The sequence below is a fragment of the Streptomyces sp. NA02950 genome, assembly GCF_013364155.1.
GTDB lineage: Bacteria > Actinomycetota > Actinomycetes > Streptomycetales > Streptomycetaceae > Streptomyces.
Genome location: NZ_CP054916.1, coordinates 3,725,765 through 3,744,063, shown reverse-complemented (window position 1 = coordinate 3,744,063; position 18,299 = coordinate 3,725,765). Strand labels below are relative to the sequence as shown.

The 18,299-nt window shown below is 68.9% G+C and carries 21 protein-coding genes and 1 pseudogene; 12 read left to right on the top strand and 10 right to left on the bottom strand.

All coding sequences use genetic code 11. The features are described from left to right. Nucleotides 1-130 precede the first annotated feature (130 nt). Genes HUT19_RS16040 through HUT19_RS16005 form a run of 8 tightly spaced genes read right to left on the bottom strand, consistent with a single transcriptional unit; the run spans nt 131 to nt 6,375 of the window. Nucleotides 131-1,075, bottom strand: a complete 945-nt coding sequence (locus HUT19_RS16040; protein WP_176181141.1) for an aromatase/cyclase — start codon at nt 1,073-1,075, stop codon at nt 131-133. A 56-nt stretch (nt 1,076-1,131) separates the two neighbouring features. Continuing rightward, complete coding sequence (locus tag HUT19_RS16035; protein WP_176181140.1) at nt 1,132-1,917, bottom strand: SDR family NAD(P)-dependent oxidoreductase; 786 nt, start codon at nt 1,915-1,917, stop codon at nt 1,132-1,134. Between the two features lie 18 nt (nt 1,918-1,935). Then, nucleotides 1,936-2,205: an acyl carrier protein gene (locus HUT19_RS16030; protein WP_176181139.1), complete on the bottom strand. Its 270-nt coding sequence runs from the start codon at nt 2,203-2,205 to the stop codon at nt 1,936-1,938. Nucleotides 2,206-2,245: 40 nt separating this feature from the next. Beyond that, nucleotides 2,246-3,028 (bottom strand): SDR family NAD(P)-dependent oxidoreductase, encoded by a 783-nt coding sequence (locus tag HUT19_RS16025; protein ID WP_176181138.1) that lies wholly within the window; start codon nt 3,026-3,028, stop codon nt 2,246-2,248. Nucleotides 3,029-3,080: 52 nt separating this feature from the next. After that, a complete protein-coding gene (locus HUT19_RS16020) occupies nt 3,081-4,052 on the bottom strand; it encodes a zinc-binding dehydrogenase (protein ID WP_176181137.1) in 972 nt (323 codons plus the stop codon). Nucleotides 4,053-4,101: 49 nt separating this feature from the next. Further along, nucleotides 4,102-5,106, bottom strand: a complete 1,005-nt coding sequence (locus HUT19_RS16015; RefSeq protein ID WP_176181136.1) for an MsnO8 family LLM class oxidoreductase — start codon at nt 5,104-5,106, stop codon at nt 4,102-4,104. A gap of 34 nt (nt 5,107-5,140) precedes the next feature. Next, on the bottom strand, nt 5,141-6,064 hold the full coding sequence (locus HUT19_RS16010) for an MBL fold metallo-hydrolase (RefSeq protein ID WP_254885603.1): 924 nt from the start codon (nt 6,062-6,064) through the stop codon (nt 5,141-5,143). Then, complete coding sequence (locus HUT19_RS16005) at nt 6,061-6,375, bottom strand: antibiotic biosynthesis monooxygenase (RefSeq protein ID WP_176181135.1); 315 nt, start codon at nt 6,373-6,375, stop codon at nt 6,061-6,063. Before HUT19_RS16005 ends, HUT19_RS16010 begins: the two co-directional genes overlap by 4 nt. Before the next feature lie 218 nt (nt 6,376-6,593). Between HUT19_RS16005 and HUT19_RS16000 the strand changes: the two genes are divergently transcribed. From HUT19_RS16000 to HUT19_RS15955, 10 genes are all read left to right on the top strand, one after another. Further along, complete coding sequence (locus HUT19_RS16000) at nt 6,594-6,911, top strand: antibiotic biosynthesis monooxygenase (protein WP_176181134.1); 318 nt, start codon at nt 6,594-6,596, stop codon at nt 6,909-6,911. Continuing rightward, the gene (locus HUT19_RS15995; RefSeq protein ID WP_176181133.1) at nt 6,901-8,148 is read left to right on the top strand and encodes a nuclear transport factor 2 family protein; all 1,248 of its coding nucleotides are present in this window, start codon (nt 6,901-6,903) and stop codon (nt 8,146-8,148) included. Before HUT19_RS16000 ends, HUT19_RS15995 begins: the two co-directional genes overlap by 11 nt. 30 nt (nt 8,149-8,178) lie before the next feature. Next, nucleotides 8,179-8,475: an antibiotic biosynthesis monooxygenase gene (locus HUT19_RS15990; protein ID WP_176181132.1), complete on the top strand. Its 297-nt coding sequence runs from the start codon at nt 8,179-8,181 to the stop codon at nt 8,473-8,475. Between the two features lie 23 nt (nt 8,476-8,498). Then, nucleotides 8,499-9,578, top strand: a complete 1,080-nt coding sequence (locus tag HUT19_RS15985) for an LLM class flavin-dependent oxidoreductase (protein ID WP_176181131.1) — start codon at nt 8,499-8,501, stop codon at nt 9,576-9,578. Further along, entirely contained in the window at nt 9,575-10,396 is an 822-nt protein-coding gene (locus HUT19_RS15980; protein WP_254885602.1) for an SDR family oxidoreductase, read from the top strand. The genes HUT19_RS15985 and HUT19_RS15980 overlap by 4 nt, the downstream gene beginning before the upstream one ends. 162 nt (nt 10,397-10,558) lie before the next feature. Then, on the top strand, nt 10,559-11,824 hold the full coding sequence (locus HUT19_RS15975; protein ID WP_176181130.1) for a beta-ketoacyl synthase: 1,266 nt from the start codon (nt 10,559-10,561) through the stop codon (nt 11,822-11,824). Further along, complete coding sequence (locus HUT19_RS15970; protein ID WP_254885601.1) at nt 11,821-13,122, top strand: ketosynthase chain-length factor; 1,302 nt, start codon at nt 11,821-11,823, stop codon at nt 13,120-13,122. The genes HUT19_RS15975 and HUT19_RS15970 overlap by 4 nt, the downstream gene beginning before the upstream one ends. A 168-nt stretch (nt 13,123-13,290) precedes the next feature. Next, complete coding sequence (locus HUT19_RS15965) at nt 13,291-14,391, top strand: phosphotransferase family protein (RefSeq protein ID WP_176181129.1); 1,101 nt, start codon at nt 13,291-13,293, stop codon at nt 14,389-14,391. Nucleotides 14,392-14,418: 27 nt separating this feature from the next. Further along, nucleotides 14,419-14,949, top strand: a complete 531-nt coding sequence (locus HUT19_RS15960) for a flavin reductase family protein (protein ID WP_176181128.1) — start codon at nt 14,419-14,421, stop codon at nt 14,947-14,949. Continuing rightward, nucleotides 14,946-16,001, top strand: coding sequence for an LLM class flavin-dependent oxidoreductase (locus HUT19_RS15955; protein ID WP_176181127.1), 1,056 nt, complete (start codon nt 14,946-14,948; stop codon nt 15,999-16,001). The genes HUT19_RS15960 and HUT19_RS15955 overlap by 4 nt, the downstream gene beginning before the upstream one ends. Before the next feature lie 48 nt (nt 16,002-16,049). Here the strand turns inward: HUT19_RS15955 and HUT19_RS15950 are convergent. Then, nucleotides 16,050-16,235: pseudogene (locus tag HUT19_RS15950) on the bottom strand (IS110 family transposase); the annotation flags it as partial. A 59-nt stretch (nt 16,236-16,294) separates the two neighbouring features. Here HUT19_RS15950 and HUT19_RS15945 point away from each other — a divergent pair. Then, the gene (locus HUT19_RS15945) at nt 16,295-17,035 is read left to right on the top strand and encodes an SDR family NAD(P)-dependent oxidoreductase (protein WP_176181126.1); all 741 of its coding nucleotides are present in this window, start codon (nt 16,295-16,297) and stop codon (nt 17,033-17,035) included. Nucleotides 17,036-17,420: 385 nt separating this feature from the next. Here HUT19_RS15945 and HUT19_RS15940 read toward each other — a convergent pair whose 3' ends face one another. After that, the gene (locus HUT19_RS15940; RefSeq protein ID WP_176181125.1) at nt 17,421-18,017 is read right to left on the bottom strand and encodes a transposase; all 597 of its coding nucleotides are present in this window, start codon (nt 18,015-18,017) and stop codon (nt 17,421-17,423) included. Between the two features lie 67 nt (nt 18,018-18,084). Here HUT19_RS15940 and HUT19_RS15935 point away from each other — a divergent pair, with 67 nt between their 5' ends. After that, on the top strand, nt 18,085-18,234 hold the full coding sequence (locus HUT19_RS15935; protein WP_176181124.1) for a hypothetical protein: 150 nt from the start codon (nt 18,085-18,087) through the stop codon (nt 18,232-18,234). The last annotated feature ends 65 nt before the right edge of the window (nt 18,235-18,299 follow it).

The window sequence follows — 18,299 nt, the reverse complement described above, 5'->3', positions numbered from 1 at the left end:
ATGATTCGCCGTGCAACGCTTCACGTGGCAGTCGGGGGGCGGTAGGGGCGGGGTAGGGGGAACCGGGCGGGTGTCGCTGCAAAAGGGGGGAAACATGCCCCGCAACACGTGCGTGCTGCGGGGCCTTCCGTCAGGCTTTGCCTTCGGCATACTCCTTGGCATGCTCAAGCGTGGCCAGACTGTTCGCGCTCAAGGCATTTCGGATGAATTTCCGGGCATCCGCCACTACCGCCGTCTCGCCGAGCAGCTGACGGATGGTGTCCGGGTTGAGCACCACGGTGTGCCGCGAGATCACGGCCAGCCCGCCGGGTTCCTCGACCAAGGCCCACTGGCCCGTGTGCACGGTCATCAGCGGGGGCACCCGGGTCTGCTTGTAGACGATCCGTGCGTGCGGGAAGCAGACCCGGACCGACTCCGTGGTGTGTCTGGAGCCATCTTTGGTCAGCGTATCCATGGTGAGCACCTGTAACCCGGGGTGGTCCTCGCGCAGCTCCACCCGGTCGACATGCGGCAACCGGTCCCGCCACCGGTCCGCCTCATTGAGGAAGTCGTAGACGTCCTCGGCCGAACCGTCGATGTACACGGTGTCGTCGAAGGTCAGGAACAGCTCACGGGAGTGGCTGGCCCGTTCCGCGCTGTCGCGCAGGGCGGCCAGTTCGGAACGGCTGTTGTGGTCGACCGCCTTGTCGATCCAGGCCAGCCCCTCGGGAGAGTTCCCGAGCGAGCGGTAGTCGTGTAGCAGGCGGACCCGGCAGGCGTTCGCGGCCAACGGCTCGATCACCCAGGCACCTCCCATCGTGGCGACCGGAGGCGCGGACGACTCCTGACGGAAGGTGATGCGCCGTGCCTCCGGATCCAGTGCCCTGCGGGAGGTCCAGGTCTTCGCCTCACCGCGGGCGGTCGCCCAGATCCGTATCCGCTGCGACCGCCCCTCAGACTCCAGCCGTTCCACATGGATGGTGGGCGGGAAGACATGGGGCCAGCTCGTCACGTCCTCGAGTAGCCCGTACACCGTGTGCGCCGAAGCGTTGATCGTGATCTCGTGCTCGACCTCGCGCGATGCCGATTCGCTCATCGGTCGTCTCCATTCCTGTGGGGTCCTGTAGGGCATTCCTGTACGCCGCGGTCGGCTCAGAAGTTGCCCAGGCCGCCACAGACGTTGATGGCCTGGGCCGTGATCGAGGCGGCGGTGTCGGAGGTCAGATAGGTGACCAGACCGGCCACCTCCTCGGGCGTCGAATAGCGGCCCAACGGGATCTTGGCCCGGAACTTCTCCAGGACTGTCTCCTCCGAGGTGTTCCACGCCTCCGCGTACCCCCGGCGGACCCGCTCTGCCATCGGCGTCTCGACATAGCCCGGGCAGACCGCGTTGACGGTGATACCGGTGGGGGCCAGCTCGTTGCCGAGCGCCTTGGTGAAACCCACGACGCCGTGCTTGGAGGCGGAGTAAGGGGCACCGAGGACGACGCCTTGCTTCCCCGCTGTGGACGCGACGTTGATCACCCGCCCCCGTGCCCGGTCCAGCATGCCGCCGACAGTCAGCACCTCGCGCGACATCCGGAACACGCTGTGCAGATTAGTGTCCATCACATCGGCCCACAGCTCGTCGGATATCGCCGCGGTCACTCCGCCACCGCTGCGTCCGGCGTTGTTCACCAACGTGTCCACCGCGCCGAACCGCTCGACGGCGGCCGCCACGAACGCGCGCACGTCCGTGCCGGACCGCACGTCGCACGGACTGCCGTCGGCCTCCAGTCCTTCCTCGTGCAGGCTCTTGACCGTTGTGGCCACGGAGTCCTCGGTGCGGGCACAGAGGTAGACGAGGTAGCCCTCGCGCGCCAGACTCCTGCTGACGGCGAGCCCGATACCGCTCGTCGCCCCGGTGACGACGGCGACCCGCCTGTCCTGATCAGCCATGGTGTGCTCCAGGCTCGCTCATGCCAGATGGGTGACGGACAGATGCTTGTTGACGACATCGACCAGCGCACGCGGGGTGCGGGCCTGAGCCAGCACCTCCTCGTCCAGAGCGACGCCGAACTCTCGCTCGATCCGCGTGCACGTCTCCAGGACCGCCAGTGAGTCGTAGCCCAGTTCCTCGAATTCGAGGTCGATCGTTGCTGTCTCCACCCCCGGGCCCTCCGGTTCACCGGCCCCTTCGTGGAGAATCCCCTTCAGATCATCGATGTTGAACACATGCTTGCTCATTCTGTTCCCTCCTGGTCCATCTCTTCGATTGCTCCGGCTGTCAGGTGCGCGCGGACGTCATGGCACCGTCGACGATGAATTCCGCACCGGTGACATTGGGCACCCGGTCGGAGGCGAGCAGCAGAGCGAGTGCGGCGACCTCCCCCTGCTCCGTGACCCGTCCGGTGGGAATTCCGGCGAGCTTCGGCATTTCCTTGATGATCTCGGCCAGCGGAATGCCCAGATCCTTCGCCAGCTTGTCCCCGGCCCCGTCCGGCGAGGTCCACAGCCCGGTGTTGACAACACCGGGCGCGATGGTGTTGACCCGCAGCCCCTGGCCGGCGTATTGCTTCGCCAGGGCGGCGGTGAAGTTGCGCGCCGCGCTCTTCGCCGCGCTATACGGCATGTGCCCGGTGTCCGGGGTGTGGGCGGCGACCGAGCCGATGTGGATGATGCTGCCCCGGCGCGCCAGCAGGCTCGGCAGCGTCGCCCGTGTCGTCCGTACCGTGCTCAGGAAGGTGACCTTGAGCGCGTCGTACCAGAGCTCGTCGTCGATCTTCGGGAAGGGCTGGTCGGGGATGGTGCCCCCACCGACGTTGTTGACCAGCACGTCGATGCCACCGAGCTGTTCCAGGGCGTAGTCGGCCAGCTGTTGCGGCCCTTCCGGGGTCGACAGGTCCACTTCCAGGGCGATGATGCCGCTGTTCTTCGGTGCGGGGACGGCCGTACGGGCCGCGCAGACCACGCGTGCGCCTTCATCGGCGAGCCCACGTGCGATGGCCAGGCCGATGCCCCGGCTGCCGCCGGTCACGACAGCGGTTTTTCCGGTCAGGTGCAGATCCATGGGCGAGGACTCCTCGGACATGTGTCGGTGGCCCGTCGGCTGGAGGCCGGGTTCACGGGATGAGCAGGACGCGCCCGATGTGACCGCGCTCCTCGATCAGCTGGTGGGCTTTGGCCGCCTCGGTGAGCGCCAGCGTGGTGCCGAGCGAGACGCGCAGTCCGCCCGAGGCGAGCAGTCCGGTCAGCTGGTCGAGGCCGGCCCTGACCTCGTCGGGTCGGTGCTGCCACCAGGCCCACAGGCTGGACCCGGTCACGAACTGGAGGCCGATCAGCTCCATCGGGGAGATCCGGGGTATGTCGCCGCTGGCCGCGCCGTAGAACACCAGCCGGCCGAAGGGGGCCAGCAGTCCGATGCCCTGGCGCAGGACGTCGCCGCCGACGCTATCGATGATCACGTCGACGCCGCACCCGTCGGTTGCCGCGCGCACCCGGTCGGCCCAGCCGGGGGCCGAGTAGTCGACCGCGATGTCGGCTCCGTACTCGCGGGCGAAGTCGAGCTTGCGCGCCGAGCCCGCCGTACCGATGACCTTTCCCGCACCCAGGACCTTGGCAAGTCGCAGTGCCAGATGTCCGATGGAGCCGGACGCGGCGTGCACCAGTACCGTGTCGCCAGGCTTGATCTGTCCGGTCTTGAGCGTGCACAGCGCGGTCTGTGCGGGCGAGGCCAGGACGCTGGCCTCGGCGAGGCCGAGGCCGGCCGGGATAGGGGCGAGGAAGGTGGCATCGGTGACGGCGTAGTCGGCGTACGCCTCTCCCGCGACGGGCGCGGCTACCCGGTCACCGACCCCGACGCTGGTCACCCCGGCCCCGGCCGCCACCACCGTGCCCACGACATCGCCGTGCGGGGCGTTGGGCAGCGGGGTGGGGAACGGTGCCGAGCCGCGCCGCCGCTGTGTCTCGACGAAGTTCACCCCGATCGCTTCGGCTCTGATGAGCACCTCGGCCGGTCCCGGTTGGGGGACATCGGTCTCCTCGATCGTCAGTACCTCGGGGCCGCCGTAGGAGTGGTACCGGATGACGCGCACGGAGTTTCCTTTCTTTGGGAGCGCCTGGCACTCCGCCCTGGGCGCGGGGTCACCGGGGAGTGAGCTCGAACGCCTCGGCGAGCAGTCGGTATGAGCGCAGTCGGTCGCGCTGATCGTGGATCACCGACACGACGCCCAGCTCCTCGGCGCCCGTGACGTCGGCGATCTTGGTCAGCTGGTCGCGGACCCGGTCCGCTGAGCCGACCACATAGCGCGGCCACTCGAAGGACTCCTCCGCCAGCGGGTCGGGGCCCGGCCGGTCCATCTCCGCCACGGCGACATCGGCCGGCGGCAGCAGCCGTACGTCCCCCTGGGACATCCGGCGGTGGAACAACCGATGGCTGGCGTACACCCGTTGCGCCTCAGTGTCGGTCTCCGCGCAGCACACCACCATCGACAGGATGGGGCGGGGCGACGGGGCTCCCGGGCTCGGTACGAAGGCGGCCCGGTAGGTGTCCAGCGCCGCCCGGGTGAACTGGGGCGCGATGAAGTGCGCGTAGGCGTAGGGCAGTCCGAGTCGGGCCGCCGCCTCGGCGCTGGACACGCTCGCCCCGAGCAGCCACAGCGTCGGCCCGCCGGGCATCTGGGGAGAGACAGGGAACGGAAGTTCGCTGTCCGGGGTCAGATAGGCGCGCAGTCGTTCCAGTCGTAGCCATAGGTCGGCCGAGGACGGCGCCTCGCCGGCCGTGTCGTTCCGCAGCGCCGCGAACGCCGGCGGCTTGACCCGGTTGGCGCGGCCGATGCCGAGGTCGATCCGGTCCGGATAGAGGGCGTGCAGGGTGCGGAAGACCTCGGCGACCTTAAGCGGGCTGTACAGCGAAAGCAGCACCCCGCCCGAGCCGACTCGGATCCCGGATGTTTCCGCCGCGATCCGGGCGATGAGGATCTCCGGAGCGGGTACGGCGTTGAAGATCTCGGCATGATGTTCGGCGACCCAGAAGCGCTCGTACCCCAGGCGGTCCGCGAGGCGGGCCAGTTCGATGCTGTGCCGCAGCGAGTGGGCCGGGGTGAGTCCTTCCACTACGGGTGCCTGCTCGACCACCGACAGTTTCACAGCATGTTCCTCTCATTGCTCGGTGAGGGGTGATTCAGGCCAGGCAGCGCAGTGGGCGGCCGCCGTTGTAGACGGCCATCTCGCGGAATACCGGTCCCGAGGCGATGCGTTCGCCGGGCCGGGCGCCGCGTTCCTCCGCGTAGGCGCGGTGCAGATTGGCGACCAGCCGTTCCGGGTCGACGAGTGCGGCGTACTCCCCGAGCGGGGTCTCCCGTGCCACGGCCAGCGGATCGAGGCCAGCCGCGATGCCCTCCCGAGCCAGCCGCCGTACCCAGAGCAGATACTGCTCGGTGGCGTCGAAGACCTCGGGTCCACACACCGGGCCGTGCCCGCACACAATGGTCTCGGCGCCGAGGGTGCGCAACCGGGCCACTGCCCGTAGGCTGCCCGCCAGCGACCCCATCAGACAGAACGGGGTACAGCCGGACAGCAGGACGTCTCCGGCGAACAGGCATGTGCGCTCTGGCAGCCAGACCACGACATCGTTGGTCGAGTGCGCCGGTCCCACATACAGCAGTTCGGCGGTCTCTTCCCCGAGATGGAGGGTGAGCCGGTCGGAGAACGTGAGGTCGGGGAGGCGCAGTTCGAGGTGCCCCCAGTCGACCTCCGGCCACACCTTGCACAGTGAGAGATGTTTCTCCGCCATCTCCGTCCGTGCGAGGTCGTGGGAGACGACGGTTGCCTCGGGAGTGAAGAAGAAGTTGCCGAAGGTGTGGTCCCCGTGATGATGGGTGTTCACGAGAAAGCGCGGCGGCAAGGCGCTCAGCCGGCCGACCGCGTTGTGCAGCGCGCGGGCTCTGGCCTCGGTGGCGGCCGTGTCGACCACGCAGAGCTGGTCGCCGCCCACAACGACGCCTGCGTTGCTCAGACACCAGCCCCCGTCGGGCTGAACGAAGGCGAAGACCCGGTCGGCGACCTCCGTCACCCGCGGCCGCGGGGACACGCCAGGCGCGGTCACGCGGGCAGTTCCGCCTCGGTGACCACCTCGTAGATTTTCGGCGCGCCCTGCGTCAGCTCACGGACGTGGGCCGCCCGGGAGCGTACGTCCGGCCGGGCGATGGCTGTCTCCAGCACGTGGAGGTCGTCCCACTCGGCGTAGATCAGATAGCACTCCGGGTTCTTAACGGAGCGGACCAGCCGGAACCGGCGGAACCCGGGCTGGCGCCGCATGAAGGCGCCGGCCTCGGTGATGGTGTCTTCCAGGTCCTTGGCGGCCTCTTGGTTCTCCGGGTCCTTGAGCGTGAGGGGGTTCGCGAAGATCGCGGCCATGTCATCCGTCCTTGTGTGGCGATGTGAATTCGGTGTGATGCACCGTGAAAGTATGGAAGTCCGCTCCTCGGCTCATACTCGATCGATGCACGGAAGCCACTCGGAGACATGTTCGGGAATACTCGGGACCGCTTTCCGAGCGGCTTCCGAGCAGGGGCCGAGGCGGTGGCTTCTAGTGTTCCTTGCGCTCGAATTCTGTCCCCCCGGGAGGTTCAGAAATGGTCGTTCTGCTCAGCGAGTTCCGACTGGAATCGGAATCCGACGGATTCCGGGACGTCTTCGAAGAGAGCGCGGAATTCTTTCGTGCCCAGCCCGGCTACCTGAAGCACCTGCTGGTACGCGCGCTCGATGACCCGCTCATCCACATATCAGTCAGTTACTGGGAGAACAACGAGTCGGTCCGGCACATGGCGGCCCAGCCGCAGTTCCAGGACATCATCGGCAAGCTGGGCACAGCCGCTCGGCACATCGCCGACACCAGCACCGCCGTCCTGTCGGTCAAGCACTCCACCCGGACGGCCCCCCATGTCGGCTGAGCCGGGCGGACGGCCGGTCCATCACGCCGAGCACGACGTCACCGTGAGGGCCCCCGCGGACATCGTCTTCGGTATCGTGAGCGACTTCGCCCAGTGGCCCCGTTTCTTCCCCGAGACGGTGCACATCGAGCCCCTCGGCACGGACGGCGGCGAACTTCGTCTCCAGATCTGGCGCGCACCCCAGGGAGCCAGCGGCGAGGTGAAGACCTGGGTGTCGCGGGTCCGACTGGACTCAGGGCGACGGAGTATGACGTTCCGTCAGGAGAGATCTTCGGCGCCCCTGGCCGCGTTGAGCGGCGAGTGGCACATCGAACCGCTCGACGCGGACCGCTCCCGGATCGTCCTCACCCACGCCTACCAGGTCATCGACGAGTCCTTCCAGGCTGGGCTGGACGCGCTCATCGACCGCAACAGCGACCTCGAACTCGGCCATCTGCGGGATGCGGCCGAACAGGACCACCTCGCCGGCGGACTCGTGGTGACGGCCGGCAGTTCCGCCGAACTGCCGCTGGCCGCCGAGGACCTGTACGGGCGTCTCTCGCGGATGGACCCGGACGATACAACCGTACGAGTCGGCGTCCCCGGCAGGCGGATCGCCGAACGGCATTTCACCGCTGACCCGTTGCTGACCGTCAGCACCTCGGTCCTCGAACTCACCCCCACCACCGCGGGCGTCAGGCTGACCGCCCGCCGACACGCGGTCCTCGCCCCCCGCGCGAGCGAAGGCACCTCGATCGACGGCATCAAGGACAAGGTTCGTACAGCTCTCAGGGCGGAGGCGACCATGGCGGTCCAGCAGGTCAGAGAACAGGTTGGCGGCGGCACGGACCCGGTGCTCTACATCGAAGTGGTGCAGTTCTACGCCCGCCAGGCGTACCTGCTCGACTCCGGCGAGGCCGAACGCTGGGCCGACACCTTCACCGAGGATGGCCGGTTCGTGCAGAATGCCCGGCCCGAGCCCTGGATCGGCCGCGACCAGATCCGTAAGCGGATGCGCGCCGGTCTGGACCGTATCTTCGGTGAGGGCCTTCAGCGCCGGCACTGGCTGGGCATGGTGGACTTGGTGTCCTACGACGATGAGACCGTGACCACCCGCTACTACGCGGCCATTTACTCCACAGCCAAGGACGGCGCCCCCCAGCTCTATCTGAGCACCGCCGTCGACGACGTCCTGGTCCGCACCCCCCAAGGGCTGAAGGTGCGCCACCGCCTGGTCTCCCACGACAACGTCCGCTGACACCGACTGGAGGTCCCCCTTGTGATCGTCATGATCAACAGGTTCAGGCTGCGCCCCGGCACCACGGCCAAGCAGTTCGAGGCCCTCTTCGACAAGGTGTCCGACCTGGCCCTGGACCATCCCGGTTACATAGACCACACCTTCGTCCGCGACCAGGACGACCCGTCCCGCTACCTCAACGTGGCCCGTTGGGAGAGCGTCGAGGAGTACCGGAAGTTCATGAGGATGGATGCGCACACCGCCTTCTTCCCCGAGGTCCTCGCCATCACCGAGGTGAGCCCGGCCCTGTACGAGCTCCAGCTGGAATGCGACGAGTCGGCGGCCTGAACCGCCGGGAGGGCAACAACCCCATGAAATTCGGAATCGTGTTCTTCCCGACCGTGGGCGGAGCGGACGGCGAGGCCACCCCCACCCAGTACTACGACGACGGCCTGCACATCGCCGAGCTCGCCGACGAACTCGGCTACTTCCAGGTCAAACTGGTCGAGCACTACTTCTTCGACTACGGCGGCTACAGCCCCGACCCGACCACGTTCCTCGCGGCGGTCGCCGCCCGCACCAGCCGGCTGCGGATCGCGACCGGCGCTGTCATCCCCGCGTTCACTCACGCCGTCAAGCTGTCCGGTCAGCTGGCCATGCTGGACAACATCTCCGGTGGCCGACTCGACGTGGGCTTCGGCCGGGCCTTCCTGCCCGAGGAGTTCGCCGCGTTCGGCATCCCTCTCGACGAGAGCCGCGCCCGCTTCGAAGAGGGCGTCGAGGCATGCGTCCGGCTGTGGACCGAGGACAACCTGAAATGGAACGGTACGTTCCACCAGTTCGGCCCAGTCACCATGCTGCCGAAGCCTGCCCAGCAGCCGCATCCCCCGGTCTTCGTGGCCAGCACCGGCAACCTCGACTCCTGCCGCACGGCCGGTGAGCAGGGCCGTCATCTCCAGCTCATCGCCTCGGCCGCCACCCGGGAGAAGGTTCAGGAAGCCCTGAGCATCTACCGCCGGGCCCGGGCCGACGCCGGACACGCTTCCGGCACCGAGCGCATCGACCTCACCTTCCCCTGTTTCGTCGACGAGGACCGGGCGGCCGCGTACCTACAGGGCGAGTACGTGGAGCGGAAGATGAGCGAGAAGATGGCCTCCGCCGTCAGCGCCTGGACCACCGTCAAGAGCGACCAGTACCCGGGCTACGATCAGATGGCCGCCGCTGCGGTGCGCAACGGCGCCGCCTTCGACGAGAGGGTGACGGAGAACCAGGTTCTCGCCGGCACCCCGGACGACGTCCGCGGCCAACTCGGCGAGATCGCCGAGTGGTACGGCGACGACATCGCGGTCGGGCTGTCCGTACACTCCGGACACCTGCCCCGGGCGGATGTCGAGCGCGGCCTCAGGCTCTTCGCCGAGCGCATCGCGCCCGCGTTCGCGGGCGGCCGGTGAGCGCGGTGCGGATCCTGGTCACCGGGGCCGGTGGCACCCTCGCCCGGCACGTCGCCCGCACACTGACCGAGCGCGGTGAACGGGTGAGGGCGGGCAGCCGTACCCCGGCGGCCGTCAAGGGCTTGCCGGACGAGGCGGAGGTGGTGCCGCTCGATCTTGCCGAGCCGAACACCTTCGCGCCCGCCCTGGAAGGCGTCGACAAGGTCTTCCTGTACTGCGAACCCCGCGGCATCGAGGCGTTCACCGCCACCGCCAGGGACGCGGGCGTCGGCCAGCTGACCGTGCTGTCCTCGACGTCGGTCGTTGACGGGCAGCCGTCCGCCAACCCCGTCGCCGCGCATCGCGCCCGGGTCGAGGCGGCGGTCGCAGTCTCGGGCCCGCGCTGGGCCTTCGTCCGCGCGGGCAGCCTGGCCACTGGCGCGCTGCGCTGGGCCGCACGAGTCCGCACCGGCGTCGTCCGCGGTCCCTATGCCCGCTCCGAGACCGCGCCCGTGCACGAGGGCGACGTGGCGGCGGTGGGGTTGGCGGCCGTGACCGACTCCGGTCACACTGCCAGACGTACGTGGTCACTGGCCCCGAGTCGCTCACCCAGCGCCAGCAGGCGCACATCGTCGGGACGGCCGCAGGGCGGTCAGTACGGTACGAGGAAGTACCGCCCGATGCGGCGCGCAGGGCACTGCATGCCACCGTGCCACCGGATTTCGCGGACGCCGTCCTGGCCCATCTCGCTGCCGGTGTGGACCGCCCTGCCCCTGTCGAGGACACCGTGCTCCGCGTCACCGGCACCCCCGCCCGCACCTTCGCCCAGTGGACTGTAGACCACGCGGTCGACTTCCGCTGACCCCTCCGAGCCCGTGCGAGAACAGACCCGAGCGTCTCTCCTCACGCTCGCCCCCACTCGCCGCAGCAGTCGGAAGGGTGACCAGCACACCGTAAGAAGGAAGCGACGACATGCACATGATTCACTACAGGAGCATCGGATGAACCGCCGAGCGGTGATCACCGGCATCGGGGTCGTGGCCCCGCAGGGAATCGGCACCAAGTCCTTCTGGCAGTTCATCTCCGAAGGGCGCACCGCCACCCGGACCATCTCGCTGTTCGACGCGTCGGCTTTCCGCTCCCGGATCGCGGCCGAGTGCGACTTCGACGCGGCGGCCCACGGACTCACTCCGCAAGAGGTCCGACGCATGGACCGTGCTGCCCAGTTCGCCCTGGTCGCCGCCCGCGAGGCGGTCACCGAGAGCGGCCTGGGGAGCGACCGGCTGGATCCGTACCGCACCGGAGTGACCCTCGGCACCGCCGTGGGCTGCACCATGAGTCTCGACACCGAGTACTGCGTGGTCAGCAACGGTGGCGAGCGGTGGAACGTCGACCACACCTACGCCGTCCCCCACCTCTACGACTACATGGTCCCCAGCTCCCTATCCGCCGAAGTCGCCTGGGACATTGGGGCGCAGGGCCCGGTCACCGTCGTCTCCACCGGCTGCACCTCCGGCCTGGACTCGGTCGGACACGCCGTCTCCCTGATCCGCGAAGGCTCGGCCGACGTCGTGGTCGCCGGCTCCACCGAGGCACCCATCTCGCCCATCACCGTGGCCTGCTTCGACGCGATCAAGGCGACGTCACCCCGCAACGACGACCCCGAGCACGCCTCCCGCCCCTTCGACCGCAGCCGCAACGGCTTCGTCCTGGGCGAAGGCTGCGCCTTCTTCGTCATCGAGTCCCTGGAGCACGCGCTGTCGCGTGGCGCGCACGTCCACGCCGAGATCACCGGCTTCGCCTCTCGCTGCAACGCCTACCACATGACCGGGCTGCGGCCGGACGGCAAGGAGATGGCCGAAGCGATACGACTGGCTCTGGACGAGGCCCGCACTGCCCCGACAGCCGTCGACTACATCAACGCACACGGCTCCGGCACCAAACAGAACGACCGCCACGAGACCGCCGCCTTCAAACGCGCGCTTGGCACGCACGCCTACGCAACCCCGGCCAGCTCCATCAAATCGATGATCGGCCATTCCCTCGGCGCGATCGGCTCGCTGGAGATCGCGGCCTCCGTCCTGGCCATGGAGAACGGCCTGGTACCGCCGACGGCGAACCTGCACGAGCCCGATCCGGAGTGCGACCTCGACTACACGCCGCTGACGGCTCGCGAGCGTCGCATCGACACCGTCCTCACGGTGGGGAGCGGGTTCGGAGGCTTCCAGAGTGCGATGGTCCTGGCTCGGCCCAGGGAGGCGACGTGAGCATGCCAGCGGCCAACTTCCGGGGCGTGGCCGTCCGTTCGGGTTCGGCGACCGACGCGTGGCGGACCGCCGCCCGTCCCGTAGCCGAAGCCGTGGTCACCGGTCTCGGTATCGCCGCGCCCAACGGCCTCGGCCGTGCCCGATGGTGGCAGTCCAGTCTCGGCGCCGCCAGCGGGATCGCCCCCGTCCGGCGGTTCGACCCGGCCGGCTACCCCGCCCGCCTCGCCGGGGAGGTGCCGGACTTCGACGCCGCTGAGCGCATCCCGAGCCGGCTGCTGCCGCAGACCGACCACATGACGCGGTTGGCCCTGGCCGCCGCGGAGGAGGCACTGGCCGACAGCGGAGTGGATCCGGCGGCACTGCCCGACTACGCGGCCGGGGTGGTCACCGCCAGTTCCGCCGGCGGTTTCGAATTCGGCCAGCGCGAACTCGAGGCCCTGTGGCGCGATGGCGGCTCTCACGTCAGCGCCTACCAGTCGTTCGCCTGGTTCTACGCCGTCAACACCGGCCAGATCTCCATCCGGCACGGCCTGCGAGGCCCCAGCGGCGTCGTCGTCTCCGAACAGGCCGGCGGTATCGACGCCGTGGCCCAGGCCCACCGTCAGCTGCGGTCCGGCGTCACCCTCCTGGTCTCCGGCGGGGTGGACGGCTCGCTGTGCCCCTGGGGCTGGACGGGCCAGCTCGCCACGCGGCGGATCACCACCCGCAGTGACCCCCTGCGCGCGTATCTGCCCTTCGACCGGGACGCCACCGGCTACGTCCCCGGCGAGGGCGGCGCCCTGCTGATCCTGGAGGACATCGACGCGGCCCGCGCCCGGGGCGCCACGCCCTACGGCACAATCAGCGGATACGCTGCCACCTTCGACCCCCGGGCGGGAACCGGAGGGGAACCAGGGTTGCGCCGCGCCGCCGGGAACGCCCTGGCCGACGCGGGCCTGTCCGCCCCGGACATCGACGTCGTCTTCGCCGACGCGGCAGGCCTGCCCGAACTGGACCGGGCCGAGGCCGAGGCCCTGCGCGCACTCTTCGGACCGTACGGGGTACCCGTCACCGCGCCGAAGACCATGACCGGACGCCTGTACGCCGGCGGCGGCTCCCTCGACCTTGCCTGGGCGTTCATGGCGCTGCGCGAGGGCGTGATCCCGCCGACCGTGCACACCGTCGACGTCCCGGCGCACTATCAGCTCGACCTGGTCATCTCGCAGCCACGGCGGGCGCCGCTGCGGACTGCGCTGGTGTTGGCACGCGGGTACGGGGGTTTCAACGCGGCGATGGTGCTGCGAAGAGCGGAGGACTGAGAGGGTCGCAGGACTCACGAGGTATCCGCGGTCCTCGGGACCGGCAAGACCCGTGAGACCTGCGTGCCCGAGTCACAGCGGCACTCGCGCCGACGGTGTCGTACGCGCATACGTGGCGTCCCTGTACCACCTGGTCGTTCCCCCCACCTATTCTCCGAGGGAGTCCACTTGCCTGTCCCCCTTCACCGCGACGCGCGGGCTACCGCGGAACGCCTCGCGGTCTGGTTCGGCGCACGCCTCGCCGACGCAACCGACGTCGTCGTGTCCGGTCTGGACGTGCCGACCGGTGCCGGTTTCACCAACGAGACCCTGATGATCCGGCTGACCTGGTGGGACGCCCAGGGGGCCGCGCGCACCCACGCGCTGATCCTGCGCATGGCGCCCACCCGCTACCAGGTACACCCCGACAGCCGCTTCGCCGCACAGGTACGCCTCCAGCGAATCCTGGCCGCCGACACGGACCTCCCCGTGCCGCCCGTCCTCTGGCACGAGGAGGACCCCTCGGTTCTCGGCGCGCCGTTCATGATCATGGAGAGGGTGGACGGGCGGATCCCCGCCGACGTGCCTTCCTACCACCGGTCGGGCTGGGTCGCGGGACTCGCCCCGTCGAAGCGCCGTGCCCTCTGGCTCGCCGGAACCGACATCCTGGCCCGGCTGCACGCCCTGGACGCCGCTGTCCTCGGCCTGGACTTTCTGCCCGCAGGCGGCTCTCGGTCGTACCTGCTCAGACAACTCAACCACTACGAGAGCCACTTCACCTTCTACGCTCCCCACGAACCGCCCGCCGCCCGCCACGCCCTGGCCTGGCTGCACGCCCACCAGCCGCCGGAGTCCGGGCCGGCGCGGCTGCTGTGGGGCGACGCCCGGCTGGGCAATCTCATCTTCCGGGGCCTGTCCCCGGCCGCGGTGCTGGACTGGGACATGGCCGAAACTGGCCCGCCCGAGAGCGACGTCGCCTGGTTCCTCCACCTCGACCGGCACCTCAGCGAGGGCATCGGCGTCCCCCGGCTCGCAGGGCTGCCCGGCCGCGCGGAGACAATCCGCCACTACGAGGGGCGCACCGGCACCCGGCTGCGGCATCTGGACTACTACGAGGTGTTCGCGGCGTTCCGCTTCTGCCTGATCACCGCCCGGGTGACCGCGCTGCTCGGTACCCACGGCTCTCTCCCGCCCGGCACGGACGTCCCGCTGCACCGCAATGCGACCCGGCTGCTGGAAAAAGTGCTGGACGAACGGACCCAGGCTCCGTCCACCGCGTCGGCCCGTTGACCCCGAACCAGGACGAAGGATGGCGCCATGCCCGCCGACACCACGGACATGACCGACACCACCATCGACACCTCTGTCTTCCGCGACGCTTTCGCCTCCCTTCCCACCTCCGTCGCCGTCATCACCACCACCGACTCCCAAGGCACCCCCAAGGGGCTGACCAGCAACGCCGTATGCGCCGTTTCGATGGACCCGCCGCTGTTGCTGATCTGCGTCGACAAGTCCTCCCGCACCCTGCCGGCGCTCCAGCAAGCGAACGGATTTGTCGTCAACTTTCTCTCTGAGAGTGCCGAGCACGTCTCCCGGCAGTTCGCGACGAAGCGCGGGGACAAGTTCGCGGGAGTCCAGCATCGTACGTCGTCGCGGGCGGCGGGCTCGCCGATCCTGTTCGCCGACTCTGTCGCCTACCTGGAGTGCGCCGCCGCGTCCCGCATTGAGGCGGGGGACCACTGGATCCTGCTCGGCCGCGTCCTCGGCGGCGAGGTCCACGACAGGGGCGCCCTGCTCTACCACCGCCGTTCGTACCTGAAGCTCCTTCCCGAGAGGAACGCGTTGTGAAATTCGGCATCAATCTCTTCCCCACCGTGGGCCCCGAGGACAAAAGCGGGGTCCGGTTCTTCGAGGAGAGCCTGGCCCTCGCGGAGCGCGCCGAACAACTCGGCTACCACCATGTGAAGACTGTCGAGCACTACTTCTCGGCCTACGGCGGTTACAGCCCCGACCCGGTCACCTTCCTCGCGGCGGCCGCCGCCCGCACCAGCCGGGTGCGGCTGATCACCGGCGCGGTGCTGCCCGCGTTCAGCCACCCGGTCAAACTGGCCGGCAAGCTCGCCATGCTGGACCACCTCTCGCACGGCCGCCTCGATGTCGGCTTCGGCCGGGGCTTCCTGCCGGAGGAGTTCTGGGCGTATCAGATCCCGATGGACGAGAGCCGGGCGCGCTTCAACGAGGGCGTGGCGGCCTGCCTGCGGCTGTGGACCGAGGAGGCGACGACCCATGAGGGGCGCTTCCACGCCTTCGGCCCGGTGACTCTGTTGCCCCGCCCGTTCCAGTCCCCGCACCCCCGGGTCCTGGTGGCGACGGCGATCACCCCCGAATCCGGCGAGGCGGCGGGCAGGGCCGGGTACGGCGTGATGATGGTCCCGTCGATCAACAAGCAGGAGAAGCTTCAGGAGATGCTCGCCCGCTACCGGGACACCCGGACGGCGGCCGGCCTCGCGACGACCGACGAGGACATCCACTTCAGCTACACCTGCTACCTCGCCGAGGACCGTGACAAGGCGCATCGCTTCGGCCAGATCTACTCGGAGCGCACCAACCGGCTGCTCGCCGCCGCAGTATCCTCCTGGCAGCACAACCGCAGCAGCGACTACGCGGGCTATGAGCGGATTCTGGCCCGGGTCAACAGTAGTGACTTCGGCAAGCAACTCCGGGACAACAAGGCGCTCGTTGGCGACCCGCAGGAGGTCGCGGACCGCGTGGACCTCATCCGCGGCCTGTACGGAGAGACCACCATCAGTCTCCAGATCGTCTCCGGGAACATGCCATTCGAGGAGTCCGTCCGCACCCTCGAACTCTTCGCGGAACACGTACTGCCCCGTTTCGTATGAACACCAATTTCTCATGAGTTCTCACCAGGAGGCTGCCTCATGCTTCTGTCAAGCAGCAAGACGCAGGGGTGGCCGGGACTGGAAGGGCCGGCGATCGCGGAGCAGGGCGTAGAGCACGTTGATCTTGCGGCGGGCCAGGGCGATCAGGGCCTGGTGGTGCCGTTTGCCCTCGGCCCGTTTTCGGTCGCAGTAGGCCCGCGAGGTCGGATCGCGCTGGATCGAGCAGAACGAAGCCTGGTAGCCCCGCACCGGTATACGGAAACGGATACGACGAAGAGGGGAGCGGCGTGCCCATGACGAGGCTGGCCGGCCGGAAGGCCGTGGTGACCGGCGGGACGAAGGGGCTCGGCCGGGCCATCACCCAGGCGTTCATACGGGAGGGCTGCGACGTGGTCGCGGCAGCCCGGAACGCCGATCACTTACAGCGGGAGATGTCCTTCGGTCCGGGCAAGTACCTCTTCCACCCGGTCAACGTCCAGAACCGTGCCTCCGTCGCCACGCTCATGGAGTACGCCGACCTTCACCTGGGCGGCCTCGACATCGTCGTGGCCAACGCCGGGGTGAGCCGCCCGGGCTCCGCTGACACTCTGCCGGAGGAGGCGTGGGACGAGGTGATCGACACCAACCTCACCGGCGTCTTCCGTTGCGTCCAGGCCGCCGTGCCCTACCTGGAGCGCAGCGAACACGCCCGGCTCATCACCATGTCCTCCGTCCTGGCCGGGCAGGTGACGCCCGGGGCCTCGGCGTACAGCTCCTCCAAGGCCGCAGTCGAGGCCTTCACCCGCGTCTGTGCCGCCGAACTCGCCCCCCGCAACATCACCGTCAACTGTCTCTCCCCAGGTCTCATCGACGCCGGCATGGGCAGCCTCCTGCCCCGCAACGAGAAGATGTGGCCCCACTACGAGGCCAAGCTCGCCATGGGGCGTATGGGGAGGCCGGAGGAGGTGGCGGACGCGGCGGTGTTCCTGGCCAGCGCGGACAGCCGGTATGTCAACGGACATGTGCTGGAGGTGAGCGGGGGCCTGTGGTGGTGAGGTGAAGCAACGGGGACGGCCGTCACCGGACAACAACCGGCCATGGGTACACCTTCCAGTACGCGAAGATGATGCCCAACGGTCGGCTCGCCCGTCTTCGTCCGCCGTGAGACGGTCGCAGCAGCGCCTCGGCACCGCGAGTCCGGTCGAGAGTAGTCGACCAGCCGCCCTGCGGTCACCCGGAACGCTACCGACGAGCCGTTCGGCTCGGCCGCCGTCAGGCCCGCTGAACGCCTCTCACTTCCCAGGCTTCACATGGGGCCCACGCGACGGGGCCGCGGTTCAGCTCGGTGACCACCTGGAGGCGGTGGTTGTCGACGGCACCGCCCCACTTGCTGTTCGTTTAGTACACGAACCGGTGGCGTGGGATGCAGGATACTTGGCCTCAATACCGTGACTCGGCTGATGATGTTGGCGAAGTCATGTGGTGGCTGCCCACAGCGCGTGAAGCGTGTGGTGCGGCGGCGGGTTCTGGGGGTGCTGAACATCCAGTCGGCGACGCGGGCGACGTTGCAGGCCATTTCGCGGTGAGGACGTGCTGGACATGGGTGCGGGCCAGGCCGCGGTAGCGGGAACGTCGCAACCCGTGGGCCCGGACATGCTGCGAGGGGGCGGCCTCGATGTCGGCGCGGATCGTGTAACGGCGCTGCCATTGCTCGGTCTGCTGGTCGAGCCGGTTGCGCGTCTGGATCTCATGCAGCGGCCGGGGCAGCACTGCTACTGAGCGCGGCCGGGTCGCGGGGGACGTGCACTGTGTGCGGTCCGGGCAGGATCGGCAGTCCATCTCGGCGAATCGGGTCTGCAGATAGGTGTTCCCCTTCATCCTCAGTTCGGTCCAGGACAGACTCCTGGCCCCGCGTGGGCAGATCACCTGCTCGTTGTCACAGTCGATGGTGAAGGCCGCCCTGTCGGTGCCCGAACCGTCCTTGGCCTGACTGCTGTTGTCGGCGACGGCCGAGCCGAGCAGCGTGATGCCGTGCACGCGCTGGACTCGCTCGATGCGTGCCGGGAGATGTAGCGGAATCAACTACATGCTCGGGGGGCAGCATGTGCTGCTCGGCGAGTTCCTCGTGGATGGTGTCGGTCAGCTCGATGTCCTGGACGGTGGAGATGGTGGTGGCGACATGGACCACCAGCTCGAGGCCTTCTTCGTCGCAGGTTTCCGTGAATGCGTCCGGCATCCGAGGGTGGGGCGCTGACGGCCCAGGGGGCGGTGAGGATCTTCTGCCCGTCCCGGCCGACTCCTCGGCGGCCCGGGCGGTCA